The 21,800-nt window shown below is 43.2% G+C and carries 20 protein-coding genes and 1 other RNA gene; 6 read left to right on the plus strand and 15 right to left on the minus strand.

The window, feature by feature from the left end; genetic code table 11:
- Positions 1–102: 102 nt before the first annotated feature.
- Together DER53_RS13550 and DER53_RS13555 are read right to left on the minus strand one after the other, a co-directional pair.
- Complete coding sequence (locus tag DER53_RS13550) at positions 103–1,671, minus strand: IS200/IS605 family accessory protein TnpB-related protein (RefSeq protein WP_062754729.1); 1,569 nt, start codon at positions 1,669–1,671, stop codon at positions 103–105.
- Positions 1,672–1,998: 327 nt separating this feature from the next.
- Positions 1,999–2,676, minus strand: a complete 678-nt coding sequence (locus tag DER53_RS13555; RefSeq protein WP_062754731.1) for a YetF domain-containing protein — start codon at positions 2,674–2,676, stop codon at positions 1,999–2,001.
- A 198-nt stretch (positions 2,677–2,874) separates the two neighbouring features.
- On the opposite strand from DER53_RS13555, the gene DER53_RS13560 reads away from it, so the two are divergent.
- Positions 2,875–4,131 (plus strand): sensor histidine kinase, encoded by a 1,257-nt coding sequence (locus DER53_RS13560; protein WP_062754732.1) that lies wholly within the window; start codon positions 2,875–2,877, stop codon positions 4,129–4,131.
- Positions 4,132–4,176: 45 nt separating this feature from the next.
- Here the strand turns inward: DER53_RS13560 and DER53_RS13565 are convergent, their stop codons facing one another.
- A complete protein-coding gene (locus tag DER53_RS13565) occupies positions 4,177–5,106 on the minus strand; it encodes a DMT family transporter (RefSeq protein WP_062754734.1) in 930 nt (309 codons plus the stop codon).
- Positions 5,087–6,019, minus strand: coding sequence for a DMT family transporter (locus DER53_RS13570; protein WP_062754735.1), 933 nt, complete (start codon positions 6,017–6,019; stop codon positions 5,087–5,089). The genes DER53_RS13565 and DER53_RS13570 overlap by 20 nt, the downstream gene beginning before the upstream one ends.
- Positions 6,020–6,329: 310 nt before the next feature.
- Here DER53_RS13570 and DER53_RS13575 point away from each other — a divergent pair, with 310 nt between their 5' ends.
- The 4 genes from DER53_RS13575 to DER53_RS13590 all read left to right on the plus strand — a co-directional run bounded on the left by DER53_RS13575 (position 6,330) and on the right by DER53_RS13590 (position 11,438).
- Positions 6,330–7,415, plus strand: coding sequence for a GerAB/ArcD/ProY family transporter (locus DER53_RS13575; protein WP_062754785.1), 1,086 nt, complete (start codon positions 6,330–6,332; stop codon positions 7,413–7,415).
- Between the two features lie 2 nt (positions 7,416–7,417).
- A complete protein-coding gene (locus DER53_RS13580) occupies positions 7,418–8,944 on the plus strand; it encodes a spore germination protein (protein ID WP_062754737.1) in 1,527 nt (508 codons plus the stop codon).
- Entirely contained in the window at positions 8,941–10,083 is a 1,143-nt protein-coding gene (locus DER53_RS13585) for a Ger(x)C family spore germination protein (protein WP_062754739.1), read from the plus strand. Before DER53_RS13580 ends, DER53_RS13585 begins: the two co-directional genes overlap by 4 nt.
- 146 nt (positions 10,084–10,229) lie before the next feature.
- Complete coding sequence (locus DER53_RS13590; protein WP_062677695.1) at positions 10,230–11,438, plus strand: MFS transporter; 1,209 nt, start codon at positions 10,230–10,232, stop codon at positions 11,436–11,438.
- A 107-nt stretch (positions 11,439–11,545) separates the two neighbouring features.
- Here DER53_RS13590 and DER53_RS13595 read toward each other — a convergent pair whose 3' ends face one another.
- A complete protein-coding gene (locus DER53_RS13595) occupies positions 11,546–11,761 on the minus strand; it encodes a DUF6501 family protein (RefSeq protein WP_062677696.1) in 216 nt (71 codons plus the stop codon).
- Between the two features lie 144 nt (positions 11,762–11,905).
- On the opposite strand from DER53_RS13595, the gene DER53_RS13600 reads away from it, so the two are divergent.
- Positions 11,906–12,079: a hypothetical protein gene (locus DER53_RS13600; protein WP_167317830.1), complete on the plus strand. Its 174-nt coding sequence runs from the start codon at positions 11,906–11,908 to the stop codon at positions 12,077–12,079.
- Between the two features lie 27 nt (positions 12,080–12,106).
- Here the strand turns inward: DER53_RS13600 and DER53_RS13605 are convergent, their stop codons facing one another.
- The 10 genes from DER53_RS13605 to DER53_RS13650 all read right to left on the minus strand — a co-directional run bounded on the left by DER53_RS13605 (position 12,107) and on the right by DER53_RS13650 (position 21,764).
- Complete coding sequence (locus DER53_RS13605) at positions 12,107–12,295, minus strand: NETI motif-containing protein (protein ID WP_375781767.1); 189 nt, start codon at positions 12,293–12,295, stop codon at positions 12,107–12,109.
- A gap of 73 nt (positions 12,296–12,368) precedes the next feature.
- Positions 12,369–12,518 (minus strand): DUF2639 domain-containing protein, encoded by a 150-nt coding sequence (locus tag DER53_RS13610; RefSeq protein WP_073967979.1) that lies wholly within the window; start codon positions 12,516–12,518, stop codon positions 12,369–12,371.
- 101 nt (positions 12,519–12,619) lie between these two features.
- Positions 12,620–14,713 carry a transglycosylase domain-containing protein gene (locus DER53_RS13615; RefSeq protein WP_062754743.1) on the minus strand — a complete coding sequence of 698 codons (2,094 nt, stop codon included), beginning with the start codon at positions 14,711–14,713 and terminating at the stop codon, positions 12,620–12,622.
- Between the two features lie 170 nt (positions 14,714–14,883).
- Positions 14,884–15,075, minus strand: a non-coding RNA gene (gene ssrS, locus DER53_RS13620) — 6S RNA.
- A gap of 104 nt (positions 15,076–15,179) precedes the next feature.
- Positions 15,180–16,742: an acyl-CoA carboxylase subunit beta gene (locus DER53_RS13625; RefSeq protein WP_015864016.1), complete on the minus strand. Its 1,563-nt coding sequence runs from the start codon at positions 16,740–16,742 to the stop codon at positions 15,180–15,182.
- A 12-nt stretch (positions 16,743–16,754) separates the two neighbouring features.
- A complete protein-coding gene (locus DER53_RS13630) occupies positions 16,755–17,537 on the minus strand; it encodes an enoyl-CoA hydratase (protein WP_062754745.1) in 783 nt (260 codons plus the stop codon).
- A 16-nt stretch (positions 17,538–17,553) separates the two neighbouring features.
- The gene (locus tag DER53_RS13635; RefSeq protein ID WP_062754747.1) at positions 17,554–18,453 is read right to left on the minus strand and encodes a hydroxymethylglutaryl-CoA lyase; all 900 of its coding nucleotides are present in this window, start codon (positions 18,451–18,453) and stop codon (positions 17,554–17,556) included.
- A gap of 13 nt (positions 18,454–18,466) precedes the next feature.
- On the minus strand, positions 18,467–18,679 hold the full coding sequence (locus DER53_RS13640) for an acetyl-CoA carboxylase biotin carboxyl carrier protein subunit (protein WP_015864019.1): 213 nt from the start codon (positions 18,677–18,679) through the stop codon (positions 18,467–18,469).
- Positions 18,680–18,701: 22 nt separating this feature from the next.
- Positions 18,702–20,054, minus strand: coding sequence for an acetyl-CoA carboxylase biotin carboxylase subunit (gene accC / locus DER53_RS13645; RefSeq protein WP_062754749.1), 1,353 nt, complete (start codon positions 20,052–20,054; stop codon positions 18,702–18,704).
- A 75-nt stretch (positions 20,055–20,129) separates the two neighbouring features.
- Complete coding sequence (locus DER53_RS13650) at positions 20,130–21,764, minus strand: AMP-binding protein (protein WP_062754750.1); 1,635 nt, start codon at positions 21,762–21,764, stop codon at positions 20,130–20,132.
- Positions 21,765–21,800: the final 36 nt, after the last annotated feature.

The raw sequence follows: 21,800 nt of genomic DNA on the forward strand, positions 1-21,800 counted from the left end.
CCCGCTGTGAAAGACATCCCGTGGATCGCTGTCAGCGACGGCACCTGCCGTGCACCATTCCTTCCATCGGTCAGTACACGACAACGATTTTAGCAACCAGGTCTACACCTCCCGCAGTTGAATTTGGTACTGGTTCAGCCAGCAGAATTTGTGCAGGATGTTCCATAATGACCATTCATGTTCCTCTTTGAAGTTCTCGATCTTTTTTAACATCATACCTAGATATTGCCGTTGTTTCGTTCCGCTTTTCGATTGCTTATAGGATTCTTCCATCGACCCTAACAAAGCAATCAAATGGCGCTTCACTTTCGTTTTTATGATGTGAATGAGTTCTTTTGGTAATCGTTCACGATACCCCAATCCCCGTCTGCCAATCACCAAAGCGGCACTTTCATGAACGGATAACCCATATTTTTTCCTATACTTGAAACGACCGATGACGCTGGTATACGCCGGATTCACTTTTTTGATGCGAAACCCAAGCCGTAAGCCTCGGCGAATGATGGTATCAGTCAGTTTTTTCTTTTTGAAATGATGTGTCAAGCGATTGAATCGTTTGTCCGTATCGTGCTGCTGTCTTAGTTGAATGTTTTCGATGACCACTGCCCCGACATTCTCTTGAAGCAGCCAGTCATACACATCTCGTACCGTTTCTCCAACGATGTTGTTTCGTTTATTCGTCCGCACATATTCGAGTTCATGGCAATAAAACACTTTTGATTTAAGAAAATTTCCTTGTTTCGAAACGATGCTTACAGCGATGCGGTCAATATTGATATCCATCCCTGCGATTCGTTCCGCTTGAATCGGTTCATCATAGGCAAGTTCCCTTCCATATACCTCTTCTTCATAGATGAGATGAATGTAATATTCTCCGTTTTTGCGTTTGATTTCAACAGTATATGGTCGATATTTGATAATGGGCTTTCCTTTTGCATTCACTCCGACTTGTTCTCCCATAACGAGATCGATGATTTCCTCTTCATATTTTTCAGGAACAGACACAGGAAATCGTAAACGTGGAGCGTGTTTCCCTTTTGGTTGTCCAAGTGGATTGGCGATTTCTACATAACATTGGTACGTCTTGTCGTCATAGGTGAGGCGAATATTCAAATTTCCTTTTTTGCTTTTATCTCCTCTGGCGTACAACTGATTCGAGCGCACATCTTTCCATTCTTCGTTCGTGATTTTTCCTTTCAAGCGCTTATAAAAATTCTCTTTGCCACCAAAAATCACACGTGGAATGGTCCCTTGTTCCAGATGATGCGTTAGCTCGGCTTCTTTCGCTTTGAGCTTTTCTAACCGTTGGTGCAATCCACCTAGACATGTTGGAAGATCGACTTTTTTCGGTGTTTTTCTTCCATGTTGGTAGTCATCGATTTTCTTTTCGGTTTTTTCGATTTTCGCCCGCACATCCTCCAAGCGCATTGGAAGCAATTCACGTTGGGAAGAAATCAGTGATTGAACAAGCAAGACCGCATCTTCGGCAAACCGTTTGTTGAGCTGAAATTGATGCGGAAGGTGCTTGATGATGTCTTTTGCGTTCCTTCCCTCCAGCAAGCGGTTGAACGCGTATCGCTTCGCGGAACCAAAGACGCGCATCAACTCATCTAATGAGCGAAGTTGTGTTTCATCATCGGAAACGATTTTCATCCCCCGAACCGTTTTCATCCCCTTGCCTTCCCCCTTGTTTGGATCCTTAAGAACATATATTCGCCAAATCTTCTTCATTTCCTTTTTACATTGAGGAAGGGACAGATGATTTTTTATCATCAGACAGGTGACGATGGAAAAGATGGAGAACATCCAACTCTCCACGTTCAATAACAGTAGATTACATGATTTTATACATTTTTATAGATGTCTAACAAACTGCTTATACCTCCTTTCATTATCTGTACCAACTGTACTATTAATAATAACACACTTATAACAGTTAAATAGCAAGTATTTTCCATAAATAAAAAAACGTAACATAAGGAAATGATATTCCTTACATTACGAATACGTCTGCACAAACAGACCGTCCCCTTCCAGCCACTCGGCAATTAAAACTTCTTGATACGATGCCACCCCATAGGCACGGAGCTCCCGCCGTAGCCACTCTTCATCTTTACCAAGCTCACGCAGTTCATCGATAAGCAGCTCTCCATCGCGAATGAGCGTAATCGGAACGTAAACCGACTGCGGAGGAAGCTGAAAATCTTCCCGCGTTGTTTTTTGATATTTTGATTTTTTTAAGACACTGATCGAACCATTGGCTTCTAAATAACAATAAGCGACTTCCCTCAAGGAAAACGTTTCGCTTTGCCGAAGCAAACTTTGCAGTTGATTTAGCGTCATCCGATTTTTCTTCAACGCTTCATAATCAATGACCCCATTGCGGATTAGCGCTGTCGGTTTTCCCTCGCTAAGACGGCGAAACGAGAGCCATTTTTGATTCATGTATTCGACAAGCAATAATAAAGCTCCCCACAACGATATCGAATAGATGATATACCACAGATGGACATGATCATCATACAGAGCGTTTCCTAACAGCTCTCCTAATACAAGCGCTGAAATAAACGTAAATGGGCTTATTTGATGGATCAGTTTTTTGCCGGCTACTTTCACAACGAGAAACAAAAGTACAAATCCTGTCACAAGCTCAACTGTTAAATGCATCCATTTCATCTATTGCCACCATCCTGATCACGGTTCGTTAGTTTCATTATGAACGACAACATGCTAAATTATGTCACGGCAAAATTTTTGCCTACTGAAGCCAAAACACTCTGTGTAAACACAATTCCTTTATAAAAAAGATATTTTTCCATCCCATTCTTTCCGTATAATAATAGTGTTGAATTTTCGTAGATAGGGGATATTTATATGGGGGCATATATCAACCAACATGTATTAAACAATTTGTTTTATATTTTAGTGAGTGTATTTGTTTTTTATTTTATTTATGACCACGGGGAGATATTTAAAAAACGAACATCATACAGAGATGCTCTCCTTGCCGTTTGCATGGGGCTTCCGATCATTTTATGCATGAAATTTCCTATTTACATTGATGAACAGTGTATTCATGATTTCCGGCAAATTCCTTTTCTTGTAGGCACACTGTATGGTGGTGGAATCGTTGGATTTATTTTGCTTTTAACTTTGCTAGCTTCTCGCTCTCTGATTTACGGGTTTGAATATATTACCGCGGTTGTGTACATGACCATGTTTATTATTGCGGCTCTCGTTTCACCAACCTTTAAGGCATTAAAACGTTCAAGCAAACTTTCTATGTCGGTCTGGTTAACCTTGTTTCTGGCGGTTCTCACCACATTTCTCGCCATTATCATCGCCCAATTTCCAGTAACGGACTCTTATATTGTTTATTTCATTTTACTTCCTCCCATTGGAATGCTATTTGTCGTGTATATAATGGAAACATTAAAAGAAGCGATTATCATGCGCTCCAAACTAGTAAAAGTCGAGAAAATGGAAGTGGTGAGTCAACTCGCGGCGAGCATTTCACACGAAATTCGCAATCCATTAACTGTTGTCAAAGGATTTATTCAATTATTAAAAACTCCTTCTCTTTCACAAGACGCAAAAGATCGCTACATTCAAATTGCTTTAGACGAAATTAATCGAGCGGAAGCGATTATTAACGAATATTTAACCTTCGCCAAACCATCCTCGAACAAAGTGGAACGCCTGATGGTAGATGACCAACTGCGAAAGGTCATTCAGATGTTGGCGCCAATGGCACATATGAACTCGATTGAAATTGTTGAAGAGCTACAACCCGGCGCGATTGTTGGAAACATTCAGTACTTTCAGCAGTGCTTTTTAAATTTGATAAAAAACAGCATCGAAGCCATGCCGAACGGAGGGACATTGACGATTTCATCCTGCTTGCATGGAAATCATGTCATCATTACGATTAAAGACACAGGAGTGGGAATGACAACGGAACAAATGAATCGATTTGGTGAGCCATACTTTAGTACAAAAGAAAAGGGAACCGGTCTTGGAACCATGGTCGCGGTAAAGATGATTCAAACGATGCAGGGAACGTTGCATATTCAAAGCGAGGTTAATAAAGGAACCACGTTGACGATTACGTTTCCTGAAGCTGCGAACTGATTCTGTCAGTAAAAGAGGGAGGTGGAGCTAATCCACATCCCTTTCTTATGTTATAGATGTCGAGTTGGAAGATTGTCTCTCTTTTTTTGGAGACAATAAAAGAACGGTCACCATAATGCAAGCGGCTCCAATAGCTTGAAACAGGCCGAACGGAACATGTAAAAAAACAATCGAGGCGATTACGGCTGACAGCGGCTCTACACTAGACAGCAAGCTCGATTCCGTTGGCGATAAGTAGCGGATGCTTTCGACAAATAATAAAAATGCAAATAAAGTGCCAAATACAATGACAAACAAGATAAGCAGCCACGTCTCCACATCCCAGCGAATCGCCGGCAAAGGAAACGGAGGAAAAACGAAACACATGCCTCCCCCACCGATGACCATTCCCCAGCCGACAACGATGATGGAGTGCCACTTTTTCAGCATCTGTGCCGAAGCTAACGTATAAAATGCCAAGGCAACACCAGAAAGAATTCCCCAAACGACAGATATCAACGGCACTTTTAATTCTCCGGTTGAACCGTTTGTAATTAATAGAAAAGTTCCTAAAAGAGCCAATACAATTGCAAGCATCACCTCTTTCGATGGACGATGTTTTTGAGCAGCCATGGCGTATAACACGATATAGACAGGAGCTAAATATTGCAATAATGTCGCCGTAGCCGCATTGCCGGTGGCGATCGATGCAAAGTACGTATATTGCACTCCAAGCATGCCGACAAACCCAAACAATAGCAAGCTTACGATGCTTTTGATATCGGTCCAGATCGAAAATATCGCCATCCGTTTGCATACCGCAAACAATAACAACGCGCTTCCCGCAATCATCATTCGCACCACGACAAGCCATTCTGCAGTTATTTGCTTGTCCTGAAATAACACTTGCGCCGCTGTTCCTGATAATCCCCAAAGCGTTGCACCGGTGATGACCATCATTAGACCTTTTATTCGACTAGAGACTTGTGCGAGCATGATTCTCCCCTTCTTTTGACTGATGTTGATGGATAGGAGACATAACGGCAATAAACACCCCTATGATAATCAGCAACCCGCCTAAATAAAACGAGGCGGTTATCTGTTCATGTAAAAACAAAAAGCCAAACACAGTGCCGACAAGCGGCTGAAAAAAGAAAAACAACGAGCCAATCCCGGCATCCATCATTTCCATTCCTTTATTCCAAAGAAAAAACGCCCCTGCGGTTGAAATAATCCCAAGATAAAGAATTCCAAACACCACTATTATATTAGGAAAAGAAACAGGTTGCTCATGCAGTTCCCAAAGCATAACCGGTGTAGTGAATAATAAGGCAAACCAAATGGCATATGTTGTGATCATTAAGGTCGAAAAACGGGCTGATGCCACTTTCACGTACACAGATAAAAGCGCCCATGTCAGCGCCGCCCCAACTAACATCATATTTCCCCAAAATGATTGTCCTCCGCTATTGTCAAAGCCGATGACGATGACAACCCCGATAGTAGCCAGCAAAAGAGCGATAACTTTTCTCAAGGTGACGGATTCGTTTAGGACAAATTTTGCGAATAAGACAATAAACGCCGGAGTCGCCGACGTGATTAATGCTCCTGTATGCGCATCGGATAATTTTGTTCCGATAAATTGCAAAGATATCGAAACAAAATAACCGATAAAACCGATCCACCCTAGCAAAAGCCAATCTTGTTTTCGAATGGATATCCTCGTTTTTGTTTTATATTGATGAAATTTTAATATCCCAAATAAAACAACGAACGCGATTGCATAACGAAGCCACACTAACGTAAACGGCGGAACAAAATCAAGGACGTATTTGCTGACAACGTACATTCCGCCCCAAATGCTTGCTGCCAAAGATAAACAGAAAGCACCAAAAAATGTATTTTTCATCGTGAAACAAACCTCCGTCTTTATAGGGATTAAAACCTCATCCTTAAGACAAGGCGTGGTTATTGGCTGCTCGCCTCGTCTTAGAAACAAGCAGACGGTTGGTCGTTTTCCAATAAATCGAAATACATTCTCACCGTTCCCACCTTTTTTCTATATCATTCCATTTTGTTTCATTGTATCAAATGATCGTCAAATACACATTACTATTTTTGCATATTATTCCATGTATGTTGCAAAAAAGAATAGGTATTCTGTTTTAGGAAAAAATAGTAACATGATTAGTAATTCATCCAAAAGAAAGGTGTCCGCCGTGAATAATACTCCGTTAAATACTGTTCAACTGGCTTGTGTGTTTATGTTATCTATCGGGCTAATGAATCATGTCATCGTAGTCCCGTTGCTATTACAAGCAGCCGGTCGTGATGCATGGATTTCGTCAATCATAGCCCTTGCGGCATTGCCATTATGGCTTCCGCTGTTGTACTTTGTCATGAAGCAATCCAATCAAATGAATTTATTCTTATGGTTAAAAACAGAATTTAATCGTGCTATTGCATATTTCGTGGCCATTCTTGGAAGCCTATTATTACTTGTTATCGGCTATGTTACACTCAACGACACGGTTACGTTTACTACTACTGCCTACTTAACGCGGACACCCGATTGGGCCATTTTATTAATCTTAACAGTGATGTGCTTTTATAACGCATATCATGGCATTCCATCCATCGCAAAGACGGCGGTTATTCTTTTACCATTTGTTTTTATTTTTGGGATTTTAGTTGCGATCGCAACTACGCCGCATAAAGATTATTCATTGTTAAAGCCAATCATGGAGAATGGCTTTACTCCTGTTTTCAAAGGAATGATCTATGCCGGTGCCGGATATGTGGAAATTTTTATTATTTTATTCATGCAACATCATCTTCAAACTCGTTTTTCTTTTAAAGCTCTTTTCATCATTAGTGTTCTCGCCGCAAGCTTAAGCATTGGTCCAACGATTGGCGCGATTATTGAATATGGACCGAAAGAAGCAGCGAACTTGCGTTACCCGGCCTTTGACGAATGGCGATTGATTAAATTAGGAACGTATATTGAATATCTCGATTTTCTTGCTATTTATCAGTGGATGTCTGGAGCGTTTATCCGAATTTCCCTGGCTTCCGCGCTTATACCAGAGCTATTTCATGTAACGGATAAAAAAGCACGATTATGGATTCTGGCCGTTATTTATATCACTCTGTTTTTATTATCATTGATTCCGATCAGCGACGACAAATTTTTAGATTTGCTATATCAATTGGTTCTGCCGCTTTCGCTACTATCCATTCTATCTCTCTCTTTGTTCATTGGGATATTGGCACTCATTTCATATTTAAAGAAGAGGAGAGCTTAATCATGCAAATTCCTTCCAGAGCGCCGCAAGTCAGAAATAATCCAAATGATCATAGCGGACAGGAAACACTCATCATTTCCGAGCAAACGTTGCGCGTTCATTTTTCTCATTGTAAAGATGTCGCGATTCTTACCTCGACGATTCAACCGGCAAAAACCGCAAGCGGCACGCTTACCTTAGTGTTTGTCTATTGTGAGGAGCTGTGTGACACTCAGCAGATGAAACAGGTCATATTTCCAATGTTTCGCGAAATGTGCCGCGAATATCCTTGCCAGTCGGTGGAGGAAATTGAAACAAACAAACTGATGCCAATGGAATTGCTTGGAAAAGAAGTGCTGATCGATGATCTGAACTATCTTCTCTTTAGCGGTGATTTATTAATCTACTTTCAAGAAGCGGATGTTTTATATTCCCTTACGCTTGCCAATCCACCGAACCGCGACCCGGAAGAGCCGAACACGGAGGTGTCGATCCGCGGTCCGAAAGACGGTTTTATTGAGGAAATTTCGAAAAACGTCGCTCTCATCCGTAAGCGGATCAAATCCCATAAGCTCTGTTATGAACAATTTATCGTCGGAACAAGAAGCCAAACAAAAGTGGGATTAATGTACATTGACGACATCGCCAATCCCGAAATGATTCATGAGGTAAAAAAAAGAATTTTACAGGTAAATATTGATTCTCTTACGAGCACCAATCAGTTGGAAGAGCAGATTGGCGATAAACGGTTCTCGCTGTTTCCGTTATTTGCCTACACAGGACGGCCGGATTTTGCAGTGAATTGTTTATTAAATGGAAGATTTATCATCCTGCTAGACGGTGCTCCCACCGTCATTATTGGTCCAGGAAACTTATTGTTTTTACTAAATACATCGGAAGATAACGTTACATCACCTTTCTTCGTCATTTTTCAGAGATTCCTTCGCACCATGGGAATTTCCGTGTCTATTTATTTACCTGGATTTTGGGTCGCGTTATTATCGTTTCACCCAGAAGAAGTGCCATTCACTCTCTTAGGAACGGTTGTGCTTTCCAGGCAAGGAGTGCCGTTGCCTGTTCCACTAGAAACGTTTATCATGGTGGGGTTGTTCGAGATCTTTAAAGAAGCGGGCATGCGCTTGCCGTTAGCGATTGGGCAAACGTTATCGGTTGTCGGCGGATTGATTATTGGACAATCGGCTGTCAACGCTGGCTTATCCACACCAGGAAGCCTTGTTGTTGCGGCCATTTCCGTTATCGCCACGTTTACATTAGTGAATCAAAACTTGGCGGGAACCGTGACGTTATTGCGTTTTATTGTCTTAGCCGCTTCTTCTGCACTAGGGTTTTTTGGGTTTATCGCTTCTTTATTTATAATTTTAACATACATGGTAAATTTAACAATATTCGGAATACCGTATCTTACTCCGCTCTCTCCTCCAACCAGGGATATTTTCAAAGTCTTAATCCCGAATGGATGGAAAAAATTCAAAAAGAGAGCAGATTTGCTAAAACCGCAGGACGATACACCAAGGGGGGAAGCGAATTGAATTTCAAACCCGCCTTTCCCTTTGTCATCTCTATATTCTTGTTAACAGGCTGCTGGGGAGCGCGCAATATTGATCAACTTGTTTATATTGATGCAATAGGTGTTGATTATAAGGATCATCATTTTATCGTTTATGTGCAGCTCATTAGCTTTACCGGATTGGCGAAAGTCGAGACTGGAGGCGCCCAAGAAAAAACCTCCGTTGCCGTTGGAAGATTCACAGGCGAAACGTTTAATATTGCAACCGATAAGTTGTATACTTCTATTCAACGAATGGTATCATGGGGGCATGTGAAAAGTATCGTGTTTACAAAAAGAGCCTTGAAGAAAGTAGTATTAGAAGACGTCTTGGACATTTTAGACCGATATAACGAAATTAGGCCTACACTATGGGTTTATGCGACAGATGAGCCATTAAAAAAAATTTTTGAGGCAACACCACTTTTGCATACAACTCCATTCTATTCTTTGTTATCCAATCCTGAGGAGCTTTTTCAACAAAGTTCATTTATTCGGCCGATTCGTTTAAATCGCTTTGTCGCTGATATGGATGAAGATTCAAAAACTGCACGACTCCCTTATCTCAACATTGCTTCGCGTAGTTGGTCGGAAAATGAAAAAGAAAAACCGATGTTAAATGTAAAAGGAATTTGCTTTGTTGACCATTATGAGCTTCAACAATGTATCGATCGTTCCAAGTTGCTGGGAATCAGGTGGATGGAAAAAGATATAAGCAGAACTCCTATTTATGTAAAAAAAGGAAACAAAGTGGTCGCATCGATCGTCATTCTTAAACCTAAATCCAAAATTTCCTACCAAATCAAAGGAAATACTCCCGTGTTTAACATCAAGGTATCCGGCAAAGGAAGTGTAGTGGAGTTAAGAGAAAAATTAACGGAAAAACAATTAATTCGCTTGGCGCAAAAAACGGTGGAAGAGGAAATAAGAAGCCTCTACAAATTGGGGCTGAAATACGATATGGATATCCTTAACCTCTCTGAAGCGATGTATCGCAAAAAACCAGAAGATTGGAAGAAGTTTTCCGAAAACGGAAAGATTCCATTAACAGACGAAAATTTAAAAAAGATTAAAGTAAAAATTTCCATTGATACGTCTGGAAAAGAGAAATTTAGACAGTGATGCATCTTCGATCATTTTTGGCTAGAACGTAAACATATGTTATTGCAATCACCTTCAAATGGGTTATAATGGAATAAAGAATAAATGGCTCCCTTCGCTTTAAGCGAAGGGGATTTTTTTTTGAAAACGATAAGGGGGATGGAGAAATGCAAGTGAATGTCCAACGTGTCACGGGGGTGCAAACAACCGTATATCCCATTTTAATCGCGATTAGTTTAGGCCATTTATTGAATGACTCGATGCAAGCGGTCGTTCCGGCGTTGTTTCCGATTTTAGAGGCATCCATGAATTTATCGTATACTCAAATTGGATGGATCGCCTTTACCTTAAATATGACCTCTTCGGTGATGCAACCGGTTGTTGGCTTTTTTACGGACCGAACCCCCTCTCCTTACTTCCTGCCGCTCGGAATGGCAGCGAGCTTGCTTGGCATGGTTGGGCTTGCGTTTGCACCGCATTTTTTCTTTGTTTTATTATCCGTCTTGTTTGTAGGGTTCGGCTCAGCGATTTTTCATCCGGAAGGGTCGCGCGTTGTATATTTTGCCGCAGGAGCAAAAAGAGGATTTGCCCAATCCATTTATCAAGTGGGTGGGAATACGGGAAATGCCCTTGCTCCATTATTTACAGCACTGATTTTTGTTCCGTTTGGGCAAAAAGGCGCAGCTTGGTTCACCGCGATTGCTGCTTTTGGCATCGTTCTTTTGTTTCGCGTGTCGCGCTGGTATTCGCTCCGTCTTAAAGAATACGAAACGGTTCAGAAACAAACCAAGGCAGAAAAAGGCGATGTCAAAAAGCAACGAAATATCATGTTTGCCTTAACGCTATTAATCTTTTTAGTGTTTGCAAGGTCATGGTACTCGGCCGGCATTTCCAATTATTATCAATTTTATTTAATGAAACACTATCATGTGCCGATTCAAGAAGCACAAGTTTATTTGTTTGTTTTTATGATCGCCGGAGCCATCGGGACATTTGTAGGCGGGCCGCTGGCGGATCGATTCGGAAAACGAAATTTAATGTTGTTTTCGACGCTCGGCACGGCGCCGTTTGCCCTCATGCTTCCATATCTTCCACTTGCATGGGTACTGCCTGTCATTTTTCTTGCCGGTTTTATTTTATCATTAAGTTTTTCCACATTTGTCGTGTATGCCCAAGAATTGCTTCCCGGAAATGTCGGCATGGCGTCGGGGCTGATCGTTGGCCTTGCGTTTGGGATGGGAGCGCTTGGGGCTGTTGTTCTTGGAAAAATTGCTGATTTGTATAATTTAAATACTCTAATGATATTATGCAGTTTCCTTCCGCTGTTTGGGGTGCTTACATGGTGGTTGCCGAAAGAGAAATCGTTCGCTTCCTAATAGGCGAAAAGGCAGTCTTCTTTGATAAAAGAAGACTGCCTTTATAGCTTGATAGCATTCATCGAGCAATGATCTCACGATTCATAGAACGCTGAATTTGCCTGCCCTTACTTCGCCTCTTGTACTTCCTCGAAATAGTCTTTATAAAATCCGCCAATTTTTCCGGTATTATCAATAATAAAATAAAACTCTTCAGTTTCGTTTTTCACTTCATATATTTTCCCTGGTGTTAACACATGATTAACGATATATTTTTCCGCGTTTGTATGTACACATTTCACTTTTTTTAACGTTGGGCGTTCTAACCAAGTACGATGAATCATGTTCGACTCTCCTTTTTTGTCATCATTACTATTCCCATTTTAACGATATTTCGATTTGGCTGCAATATCAATTAATTTTCGATGAATGGGAGTGCGGTTGGGCATGCTATAGATGGAAGTTTTTATAATAAAGGAGGAGTCACGATGGAAACACGTCCAAACGAGCGCCAATTCCAGCAAGATGCAGAGCAATACAACATGGATAACGTAATCAACGCGCCAAAAAACTACGTATATCGGGTCGGATACGAAGCATCAAGCAGCAATCCGACCGGAAGTCATGATGAAGCGAAAAAAACGCGCGATTTGCAGCAATAAACGAGAATGCCTATTTTGTATTCTCGTTTATTCATTTAAGACAGCTTCAAACTCGATGATTCTTCCACATGGTTCAATGACCGTTTCTCCATTTTTCTTCACTTCACGGAAAATCGGCCGTTCCATGCGGCGAATGGGACGATATCCTTCCGCTTTAATACGCTCTAGACACTCGTCAATCGTTTCATGTTCTTCAACGACAAATCTTTTTTTCATCGCCATCATCCTCCTTTCTTTTTATGATACCTATTTCGGTACAAAAAACAAACCGAACGATTGCATCGTTCGGCTATCGATTTTTCTTTACATATTTTTGATACAGTCCATATAAAGTGGCTGTTCTATATGTTTCTAATTTTTTTCTTTCCACAGGATGATAGCGAATTCCCGCCTCTTTTAACTGCTGGACGAGCCAACCTTTCGAACCGAAATAAGCCATAGACCTCCCCCTCCTTTTTCATCACTTTGTCCTAATATATGCGGCGGAAACAAAAAATCAGAACTAAAAAAAATCAGATTGGCTATGACGCCAATCCGATTTTAATCATCATGTTTATGGCCTTTTCCTTTTTCTTTTTGTTTCTTTTCATGTTTGTCATGCGGATGGTGTGGTCGTTTTTCCTTCTCTCTTTTTTGTTTCGGGCCGCGTTCATGTTTCCATTTTTCTTCTTTCTCTTCTTCCTCTTCTTTCTCTTCCTCTTCTTCGTTTTCTTTCTTGTGTTTATGCCATTGTTGCCATTGTTTCTTTTCTTTCTTTAAAGCAGGGTAGGCAAAGGATTGCGCTGGCGTGCCTTCGAGCGCTTTTTCCATGATTTCCTTAAAAATAACGGCAACTGTTTGGCTGCTTGTCGTTCGTAAATAATGGCGTTCATCGGTATGATCATATCCAAGCCAGACAGCTCCGACAAGCTGTGGAGTATAGCCAACCATCCATTGATCTTTTACTCCATTTACTCCATCTAACGGAACTTGGGTGGATCCTGTTTTTCCCGCTAATGCTCTTTTAGGAATGCGCGCGAGTTTCCCTGTTCCTTCTTTTACGACTCCCTCAAGCATAAACGTTATTTTTTGTGCAACTTCTTTTGATGTGACACGAACATCATGTGGTTTCCATTTCGCAATCTCATTGCCGTTTTGGTCGACTATTTTTGTAATAATGTGCGCTTCTTTTCGTACACCGTCATTTGGAAATGCCGAATATGCCTCTGCCATTTGCAATGGAGATACGCCGCGCTGCATTCCTCCCAACGCGATTCCTAAATAATGATCGTCTTTTTCGAGTGGAATGCCAAAACGATGTAACGCATCGATTCCTTTCTCGAGTCCAATCTGATCCAAAAGCCATACAGCTGGGATGTTTAGCGAATGAATAACGGCCTCATATATCGTCACCGTGCCGCGATAGAAGTGATCATAGTTTTCGGGACGGTAGCCATCAAATTCCATCGGTTCATCTTTTAATTCGTCAAATATATGGTAGCCTTGTTCTAACGCTGGCGTATACACGGCAAGCGGCTTCATCGTCGACCCCGGCTGCCGCTTTAATTGCGTCGCCCGGTTAAATCCGCGGAATACATGTTCACCGCGCCCGCCAATTAACGCCTTGATCCCACCTGTTTTCGGATCAAGAAGCACCGCGCCGCTTTGGACAAGCTGATCGTCCGTTCCTTTTGGAAATAGAGCATCATTTTGATACACCGCCTCTAGCGCATCCTGCATATGAGGGTTCAATTCCGTATAAATATGAAGTCCCCCGGAAAGAATTTCGTTTTGCGTTAAATGATACCGTTCAATCGCCTCTTGAATCAGATGGTCAACATAGTATGGATATTTGCCTTTGTACGGATCCGCTTTTTCTTTTTGTATGACAACCTTTTCTTTCTTGGCGCGCAAAAACGTTTGTTCATCGATATATCCTTGTTCCTTCATCAGCTGAAGCACAACGTTTCTTCTGGCAATCGCTTTTTCATAATGGCTTACTGGCGATAAGGCGGACGGGGCTTTAATCAGCCCTGCTAACAGCGCGGATTCGCTTACCGTTAATTCGGAAACATCTTTTCCAAAATAGGTTTCCGCCGCTTTTTTAATGCCCCATGCTCCTTCGCCGAAGTAAACACGGTTGACGTACATTTCTAAAATCTCTTTTTTCGAATACGTTCGCTCAATTTTTTTCGCGATAAACCATTCTTCCCATTTGCGACGCAACGATTTTTCATTCGTTAAAAACACGTTTTTTGCTAACTGCTGTGTAATGGTGCTTCCGCCTTCCGCCCATTCTAAAGCTTTCATATTGTGGACGAGCGCCCGCAAAATACCGAAATAATCAATTCCTTCATGATCATAAAAACGGCGGTCTTCCGTGGCGACGATCGCTTCTAAAAAGTGGTTTGGAATGCGCTCTATCGATACGGCTTCCATCTTGGATGCGGAAATTTTACTCGCCACTCGGCCGTTTTGATCATAAATAATGGTTGGAGCAGGCAGCGGATGATCAAGTTTGCTAATATCTCTAGTCGCAATATACGCTTGAACGGCAATGTAGCTGCCAATAAGGAAAAGAGCAACAATGATTCCCGCTCTCTTCCAATATGATTTCCTCTTGTTTTTCCTCTTTTGCCATCGGCTTTGTTCCAACCGAATCCCCCCTTTTCTTTCACTTTTATACGATTCGAAACATCACCCCATTTTTCGTACATCATAGATAACGATAATAAGAAAAGAGGAAGAGTTTCGGCTTTCAATAAAAATATCCATGAGAAAAGCCGATCTCTACGTAAGAGATCGGCTTCTTCATTTTCACATGCATATTGCCGCGTTTGCCGTTGGTTGAATGCAGTTTCTCAACCACACTCCACCAGGTGGGTGTTCGCAGAAACGTTCCTGTCGTCCTCGATCCTACCAAAGTAGGGAGGCATGACATTCCCGTTTCGATATAGAACTCCCTTTCTATTGCCATCGGTTGAAACTTCATTCTTCAACGTGCAACGCAGCAGATGATTTTTGTGGTTATTATGATACATAATCTTTTTTCTTTTTGCAAGTGGATAATTTATTGTTTTTTTCGGTAACTTGCTCGGAAATGTTGTTGCCTCTTTACTCTTTAAACCGGATACACACCGTGTTTTCTTTCTGAGAACGTCATATACTTGGACATATACGCATCAAAACGGCGAATTAGCTCATCTCGCAAGTTATTCGGAGCGATGATGCCGTCAACGACCATTTCGGATGCGAGGCGGTAAATATCGATATCGCGGCGGTACTCTTCTCTCTTTTGTTCGACAAATGCCGCCCGCTCTTCCTCTGGCAGTTCCGCAATTTTATTTGCATACACGGCGTTTACCGCTGCTTCCGGACCCATCACAGCGATTTGCGCGTTTGGAAACGCTAAGCAACAATCTGGCTCAAACGCCGGCCCTGCCATCGCATAAAGTCCGGCACCGTACGCTTTCCGCACGATAATGGAAATTTTCGGGACAGTCGCTTCCGACATTGCTGAAATCATTTTCGCGCCATGACGAATAATTCCGGCGCGCTCGACTTTTGTCCCGATCATAAACCCAGGAATGTCCGCTAAAAAGAGAAGCGGAATGTTAAACGCATCGCAAAGAGTGATGAATTTTGCCGCTTTGTCAGCGGAATCATGGAACAGAACACCGCCTTTTACGCGCGGCTGATTGGCGATAATTCCGATCGGCTGCCCGTTTAAACGAGCCAATCCCGTGATTAACTCTGGCGCGAACAGCTTCTTAATTTCACAGAACGATCCTTCGTCGATCACGCGCTCAATGAGATCATACATATTAAACGGAGCGTTTTGGTTCTCCGGAATGATCTCTTCAATCGTCTTTTCAAATGCTTTCGGCGGTTTCGCTTCCGCTACTGGCGGTTTTTCGCTGTAGTTTGCTGGAAAGTACGATAAATAACGGCGGGCGTAGGCGATTGCCTCTTCTTCCGTTTTCACAAGCACGTCCCCGCATCCGGAAACAGTGCAGTGCATGCGAGCGCCGCCCATTTCTTCGAGCGTTACTTTTTCCCCAATCACCATTTCCGCCATGCGCGGCGAACCTAAATACATCGACGCGTTTCCTTCCACCATAATGACGATATCGCAAAACGCTGGAATATAAGCGCCACCGGCTGCAGACGGCCCAAACAATAAGCAGACTTGCGGCACTTTTCCTGATAATTTTACTTGATTATAAAAAATGCGTCCGGCACCGCGCCGCCCCGGGAACATTTCGATTTGGTCAGTAATGCGCGCGCCAGCAGAATCCACTAAATAAAGAATCGGGCAGCGAAGCTTTTCTGCTGTTTCTTGAATGCGAATGATTTTTTCAACGGTGCGCGCTCCCCATGAACCTGCTTTCACCGTAGAGTCATTCGCCATTACGCATACCGTTTGACCGTTAATTTTTCCGACTCCTGTAACAACGCCATCGGCAGGGAGCCCATCGGCAAGACAGTTCGCAAATAGCGCGTCTTCAAATTCCAGTCCGTTGTCCAACAATAATTTTAAGCGGTCACGGACAAACAATTTTCCTTGTGCGGCGTTTTTCTCGTGATATTTTGGAGCTCCTCCTTGTTCGATTTTTTTGATTCGCTCCGTCAATTGCTCTGTAAGTGTTTTGTTTTGCTTGTTCATCACATCGTTTGTTTGCATGTTGCCTTCCCCCTATTCCCCTTTGTAGACCGGTTTCCGTTTTTCTTTAAACGCCTGCAGTCCTTCGAGACGGTCTTTTGTTGGAATCGTGATGTCATATGCCATTTGTTCAATGCGCAATCCTGTCGCTAAATCAACATCTAAACCGCGGTTGATCGCAATTTTCGCTTGCATGACGGCGATTGGCGCATTCACTACGATTTGTTCGGCGATTTCCATCGCCTTTTCCATCAATTGCTCGCGCGGTACAACGTATTCAACAAGGCCGATTTGTTCCGCTTCTTTCGCGGTAATGCGTTTTGCTGTAAAAATTAATTCTTTCGCCTTCCCTTTTCCGATTAGGCGCGGAAGCCGCTGCGTCCCTCCCGCTCCCGGAATGATTCCAAGCGATGTTTCCGTAAGACCAAGCTGCGCCGTGTCTGCGGCAACGCGAATATCGCACGCAAGCGCAAGCTCAAGCCCTCCGCCAAACGCGGAACCATTTAGCGCGCAAATCACCGGCTGCGGGAGCTGTTCTATTTGATTAATGGTTTCACGAATCAGCGTCACCGTTTTGCGTACTTCCGTTTCGTTCATGCCTGCACGCTCTTTTAAATCAGCTCCAGCGCAAAATACTTTTTCACCTGCTCCGGTAAAAATGACAACACGGACGTCCCGCCGGAAAGCGAGGTCGTAAAGAAGATGCGATAATTCATATAACAATGCCGTCGATAGCGCATTTGCCGATTCGGGACGGTTTAACGTAATGATCGCAATCCCGTTTTCCAGTGCCGTGTATTGAACAAGTTCTGACATATATGTCGCCCCCTTTTTACATAGAAATCGTTTGCAAGTAACGGCTTGAAAGCGGGCGGCCGATTTTCTCTTGAATGAACAGCGCTGCTTCCATAAGACGCCCGACGTCAATTCCCGTGGCAATGTCCATGCCATGAAGCATATATACTAAATCGTCGGTCGCCACATTTCCTGATGCGCCCGGTGCATACGGACAGCCTCCTAACCCGCCGAGAGAGCTGTCAAAAGTGGTAATCCCCATCTCGAGCGAAATAAGGATATTCGCTAGCGCCGTGCCGCGCGTATCATGAAAATGCATCGCAAGCTTTTCCTTTGGGAACCGCTTTAAGACGATTTCAAGCAGCTCTTGTACTTGCTTTGGCGTAGCGACACCAATGGTATCGCCCAAAGAAAGCTCGTCAATTCCCATGTCAAACAAACGTTCAGAAACGCGAATAACTTGTTCGACCGATACGTTTCCTTCATACGGGCAGCCAAATACGGTCGATACGTAGCCGCGTACGGTTTTCCCTTCTTGTTTCGCTGCTCGAACCACTTCTTCTAGCACCGGAAACGTTTCTTCAATCGATTTATTAATATTTTTGCGGTTATGCGTTTCGCTCGCCGACATAAAAACCGCGACCTCATCCACTTGTGCCGCCAGCGCTTTTTCCAATCCTTTTTGATTTGGAACGAGCGCGGCGTACGTCACGCCTGGTGCCCGTTCAATTCTCATCGCTACTTCGAACGCATCCGAAAGTTGCGGAATCCATTTCGGATGGACAAATGAAGTAATTTCGATATAGGTGAGTCCAGTTTTGGACAATTGATTAATCCAGGCGATTTTATCTTCTGTCGAGATTGCCGTTTTTTCATTTTGCAGGCCATCGCGCGGACCGACTTCCTTAATCGTGACTTGCTTTGGCCATTTGCTCATTGCATTTCACCTCTTACTCTAGTTCGAGAAGCACATCGCCCTCGTTGACGAAGTCCCCTTCTTGCACATGAATTTGTTTAACGACCCCGGAAGATTCAGCGGCGACCGGAATTTCCATTTTCATCGACTCTAAAATGATGACATCTTGCCCTTCTTCTACTTTGTCTCCTACCGATACGACAATTTTCCATACACTTCCTGCCATTGATGCGACTACTTGACTCATAATTTTCTTCCCCCATTCCTTCTTATTTTGTCGTTGTTGTTTGCAAGTGTTTTTCTACGAAGTTGGTTGTTGTGTCTCCCGCTTGAAACGCAGGATGGGAAAGCACATCTTTTAGCATTGGAATGTTTGTTTTAATTCCTTCAATTTGGTAGTTGTTTAGCGCTTCTACCATGCGCTCGATCGCTTCTTGGCGGTCGTTTCCTTTTGTAATCAGTTTGGCGATCATCGGATCGTAAAACGGCGTGACCGTCATGCCGCTTTGCACCGCTGTTTCATTGCGCACGTATTTACCTTGCGGCAGCACAAAGGCCGTGATTTTCCCCGGAGATGGGAAAAACGTTTTCGGGTCTTCCGCATAGATGCGCACTTCTATCGCATGGCCGTCGCGGCGAATGTCTTCCTGTTTATAACGAATCATTTCACCGGCTGCGATGCGTAATTGTTCTTCGACTAAATCAAGGCCAGTAATTTCTTCCGTTACCGGATGTTCAACTTGCAATCTTGTATTCATTTCAAGAAAATAAAAGTTTTTTTGCTCATCGACTAAAAATTCAATCGTCCCCGCGTTTGTATACCCGATATGTTTCGCCGCCTTTACTGCCGTTTCCCCCATTTTCCGCCGCGTTTCTTCATCTAAAAACGGAGATGGTGCTTCTTCGATGACTTTTTGATGACGGCGCTGAATCGAACATTCGCGCTCCCATAAATAAATGCAGTTTCCATGTTCATCAGAGAGAAGCTGGATTTCGATATGGCGAGGATTGGCGATATATTTTTCTAAATACATCGCGCCATCGCCGAAGAACGAAGCAGCGCGCTTTTGATTTCCTTCGAAAGCTTTGCGCAGCTCTTCTTCATTGCGTACGATTTGCATGCCGATGCCGCCGCCGCCTGCGGAAGCTTTTAACATAATTGGATAGCCAATTTCTTCTGCTGTTTTGGCTGCTTCATCGATATCTTTGAGCGGAAATGAAATGCCTGGAACGATCGGAACGCCAGCTTCTTCCATCGTTTTTCGCGCTTCAATTTTACTTCCCATTTTTGCGATCACATCCGCCCTCGGTCCAATGAAGACAATTCCTTCTTCTTCACAACGGCGAGCAAATTCCGGATTTTCCGACAGCAGCCCATACCCTGGATGGATTGCTTCCGCTTTCGTCATTTTCGCGACCTCGATAATTTTCTCGATATTTAGATAGCTTTCACTAACGCGCGGCTTACCGATAAGATACGCTTCATCCGCCCATTGAACATGGAGCGAATCGGCATCCGCTTCCGAATAAACGGCAACCGTTTGAATCCCCAATTTTTTACACGTACGAATGACACGCGCTGCAATTTCCCCGCGATTGGCAATTAATACTTTCGAAAACATCACATCCACCCTTTACGTCATCGTTTTATTGTCAAGCGGTGCTTCACACAAGAAGCGCCGCTTGACGGCAGCTGTTTAATTGGTTAATCTAAGACGCTGCTTCGCCATTTCCCGCAATTTGAATTTTTGGATTTTTCCAGAAGCTGTCATTGGATACGAATCAGTAAATTCGATATAGCGCGGAATTTTATGACGGGAAATTTTTCCGCGGCAAAACTCGCGAATTTCTTCCGCCGTCGCTGTTTCCCCTTCTTTCAAAATAATCCATGCCATCACTTCTTCACCGTATTTTTCATCTGGTACACCAACGACTTGAACGTCCAAAATTTTTGGATGTTGGTATAAAAACTCTTCGATTTCGCGCGGATAAATGTTTTCTCCACCACGAATAATCATGTCTTTTAGACGGCCGGTGATGCGGCAATATCCGTTTTCATCCATCACCGCTAAATCGCCGGTATGCAGCCATCCGTCTTCATCAATGACTTCTTTCGTTGCTTCTGGATTTTTGTAATAGCCTTTCATTACATGGTAACCGCGCGTGCACAATTCTCCTTGCACACCTGGCGGCACTTCTTTATTTGTCCCAGGCTCGACAATTTTTACTTCCACATTTGGAAGCGCACGTCCGACTGTTTCGACACGAAGGTGAATCGGGTCGTCTGTTCTCGTTTGCGTAATAACCGGCGATGACTCCGTTTGCCCGTATGCGATCGTAATTTCCTTCGCCCCCATTTTCTCCATGACCGCTTTCATTACTTCAATCGGGCAAGGTGAGCCAGCCATAATTCCAGTCCGAAGCGATGATAAATCGTATTTTTCAAAATCAGGGTCGTTTAATTCCGCAATAAACATCGTCGGCACCCCGTGCAGTGCGGTGCATTTTTCGTCTTGGACCGTTTGAAGCACTTGTTTTGGATTGAATTCCTGAATCGGCACCATCGTCGCGCCGACCGAGACGCACGCCAATGTACCGAGCACGCATCCGAAGCAGTGGAAAAATGGCACTGGAATGCAAAGCCGGTCTTCTTTTGTCAGCTTCATACATTGCGCGATGTTATAAGCGTTGTTGACAATATTGTAGTGGGTGAGCATAACTCCTTTTGGGAATCCTGTTGTTCCTGAGGTGTATTGCATGTTGATGACATCATGCGGATCAAGCGAGTTCATCCGTTCATCGAGTTGTTCTTCCGTCACCTCATGCGCCATTGCGAGAATATCGTTCCACGTATACATACCTGGGTAACGCTTATCACCGATCACGATAACGTTTTTCAATTTTGGAAGCCGTTTTGACTGTAATTGCCCAGGTGCGCATTCACGCAACTCCGGAACAATTTCGTAAAGGATATCGATGTAGGAGGAATCGCGATATTGTTCAATCAAAAGAAGGGTTGTAGAATCAGACTGTTTTAATAAATATTCCAGCTCTGCCGCACGGTAATTCGTATTTACCGTGACAAGCACTGCGCCCATTTTTCCTGTGGCAAACTGACATGCAAGCCATTCCGGCACATTGGTCGCCCAAATCGCAACATGTTCTCCTTTTTCGATTCCCAGCCTCATGAATCCTCGCGCAACAAGACGGCAATAATCATCAAATTGTTTGTACGTCATTCTTAAGCCGCGGTCTGCGTACACCACCGCTTCATGATCTGGATGCAGCTTTGCTTTTTCTTCCAACAACTTCCCCACCGTGACCGTCAACATAAACCGTCTCCTCCCTTTCGTACAAGTTCATTTCTA

This window comes from Parageobacillus toebii NBRC 107807, assembly GCF_003688615.2.
GTDB classification, from domain to species: Bacteria; Bacillota; Bacilli; order Bacillales; family Anoxybacillaceae; genus Parageobacillus_B; species Parageobacillus_B toebii.

What these genes read in the sequence shown, in the direction of transcription:
- DER53_RS13590 (WP_062677695.1), top strand. Translation starts at nt 10,230, where the DNA reads ATGCAAGTGAATGTCCAACGTGTCACGGGGGTGCAAACAACCGTATAT.
- DER53_RS13650 (WP_062754750.1), bottom strand. Translation starts at nt 21,764, where the DNA reads ATGTTGACGGTCACGGTGGGGAAGTTGTTGGAAGAAAAAGCAAAGCTG.
- DER53_RS13595 (WP_062677696.1), bottom strand. Translation starts at nt 11,761, where the DNA reads ATGATTCATCGTACTTGGTTAGAACGCCCAACGTTAAAAAAAGTGAAA.
- DER53_RS13610 (WP_073967979.1), bottom strand. Translation starts at nt 12,518, where the DNA reads ATGGCTTATTTCGGTTCGAAAGGTTGGCTCGTCCAGCAGTTAAAAGAG.
- DER53_RS13580 (WP_062754737.1), top strand. Translation starts at nt 7,418, where the DNA reads ATGCAAATTCCTTCCAGAGCGCCGCAAGTCAGAAATAATCCAAATGAT.
- DER53_RS13550 (WP_062754729.1), bottom strand. Translation starts at nt 1,671, where the DNA reads ATGAAAACGGTTCGGGGGATGAAAATCGTTTCCGATGATGAAACACAA.
- DER53_RS13600 (WP_167317830.1), top strand. Translation starts at nt 11,906, where the DNA reads ATGGAAACACGTCCAAACGAGCGCCAATTCCAGCAAGATGCAGAGCAA.
- accC (WP_062754749.1), bottom strand. Translation starts at nt 20,054, where the DNA reads ATGTTTTCGAAAGTATTAATTGCCAATCGCGGGGAAATTGCAGCGCGT.
- DER53_RS13605 (WP_375781767.1), bottom strand. Translation starts at nt 12,295, where the DNA reads ATGAAAAAAAGATTTGTCGTTGAAGAACATGAAACGATTGACGAGTGT.
- DER53_RS13555 (WP_062754731.1), bottom strand. Translation starts at nt 2,676, where the DNA reads ATGAAATGGATGCATTTAACAGTTGAGCTTGTGACAGGATTTGTACTT.
- DER53_RS13570 (WP_062754735.1), bottom strand. Translation starts at nt 6,019, where the DNA reads ATGAAAAATACATTTTTTGGTGCTTTCTGTTTATCTTTGGCAGCAAGC.
- DER53_RS13625 (WP_015864016.1), bottom strand. Translation starts at nt 16,742, where the DNA reads ATGCAAACAAACGATGTGATGAACAAGCAAAACAAAACACTTACAGAG.
- DER53_RS13565 (WP_062754734.1), bottom strand. Translation starts at nt 5,106, where the DNA reads ATGCTCGCACAAGTCTCTAGTCGAATAAAAGGTCTAATGATGGTCATC.
- DER53_RS13635 (WP_062754747.1), bottom strand. Translation starts at nt 18,453, where the DNA reads ATGAGCAAATGGCCAAAGCAAGTCACGATTAAGGAAGTCGGTCCGCGC.
- DER53_RS13640 (WP_015864019.1), bottom strand. Translation starts at nt 18,679, where the DNA reads ATGAGTCAAGTAGTCGCATCAATGGCAGGAAGTGTATGGAAAATTGTC.
- DER53_RS13630 (WP_062754745.1), bottom strand. Translation starts at nt 17,537, where the DNA reads ATGTCAGAACTTGTTCAATACACGGCACTGGAAAACGGGATTGCGATC.
- DER53_RS13560 (WP_062754732.1), top strand. Translation starts at nt 2,875, where the DNA reads ATGGGGGCATATATCAACCAACATGTATTAAACAATTTGTTTTATATT.